This window comes from Bacillus sp. LR--39 (assembly GCF_053613335.1).
On record NZ_JBSIOT010000157.1, the window covers coordinates 1 to 1404 of the forward strand.

1 protein-coding gene is annotated in these 1404 nt (G+C 54.0%); it reads left to right on the forward strand.

Features of this window, described 5'->3' with window-relative positions; all coding sequences use genetic code 11:
• Positions 1-1404, forward strand: a 1404-nt coding sequence (locus ACWHAR_RS21330) for a condensation domain-containing protein (RefSeq protein WP_452087750.1), incomplete at both ends; no start/stop codon positions are given.

The window sequence follows — 1404 nt, forward strand, 5'->3', positions numbered from 1 at the left end:
TGAAGGGCGTTCCTCCGATTGGGAAACCGATTTGGAACACGCAGGTGTATGTGCTTGATAATGGATTGCAGCCGGTGCCGCCGGGCGTTGTCGGAGAGCTTTATATTGCAGGAACCGGCTTGGCCAGAGGTTATTTCCATCGTCCTGATTTAACGGCGGAGCGCTTCGTTGCAGATCCATACGGACCGCCGGGAACTCGGATGTATCGGACCGGAGACCAGGCCCGCTGGCGCGCCGATGGGTCTTTGGATTATATCGGGCGGGCGGATCATCAAATCAAAATTCGCGGATTCCGAATTGAACTTGGAGAAATTGATGCCGTGCTTGCCAATCACCCGCACATTGAACAGGCCGCGGTTGTCGTACGGGAAGATCAGCCGGGAGACAAACGATTGGTGGCTTATGTAGTCGCTGATGCTGCTATTGATACTGCAGAGCTTCGTCGTTATATGGGGGCCAGTCTTCCTGATTATATGGTACCGGCGGCGTTTGTGGAGATGGACGAGCTGCCGTTAACACCTAATGGCAAGCTTGACCGGAAAGCACTGCCGGCACCAGACTTCAGCACATCTGTCAGTGATCGGGCCCCGCGGACTCCTCAGGAAGAGATATTGTGTGACTTGTTTGCAGAGGTTCTCGGTTTGGCACGCGTCGGTATCGATGACAGTTTCTTCGAGCTTGGGGGCCATTCTCTTCTTGCAGCCCGTCTGATGAGCCGCATTCGCGAGGTAATGGGAGCCGAACTTGGTATCGCCAAGCTCTTTGACGAACCGACAGTAGCCGGACTCGCTGCCCATCTTGATTTGGCGCAGAGTGCACGTCCCGCTTTGCAGAGAGCTGAGCGGCCTGAAAAGATCCCGCTCTCATTTGCCCAGCGCCGGCTATGGTTCCTGCATTGTCTGGAAGGACCGAGTCCTACTTATAATATTCCGGTTGCTGTCCGTTTGTCAGGTGAGTTGGATCAAGGATTGCTGAAAGCGGCACTTTATGACCTCGTCTGCCGTCATGAAAGTCTTCGGACGATCTTCCCTGAATCACAGGGGACATCCTATCAGCATATTTTAGATGCCGATCAAGCCTGTCCCGAGTTACATGTTACTGAAATTGCTGAGAAGGAGCTTTCTGATCGGCTTGCCGAAGCTGTACGCTACAGCTTTGATCTTGCAGCTGAACCTGCTTTTCGTGCCGAGCTTTTTGTGATCGGTCCTGACGAGTACGTGCTGCTTCTTCTCGTCCATCATATTGTCGGGGACGGCTGGTCCTTAACACCGCTGACCAGAGACCTTGGGACAGCTTATGCGGCTCGCTGCCACGGACGATCTCCCGAATGGGCGCCTCTTGCTGTGCAGTATGCAGACTATGCGCTTTGGCAGCAAGAACTGCTTGGAAACGAGGATGATCCAA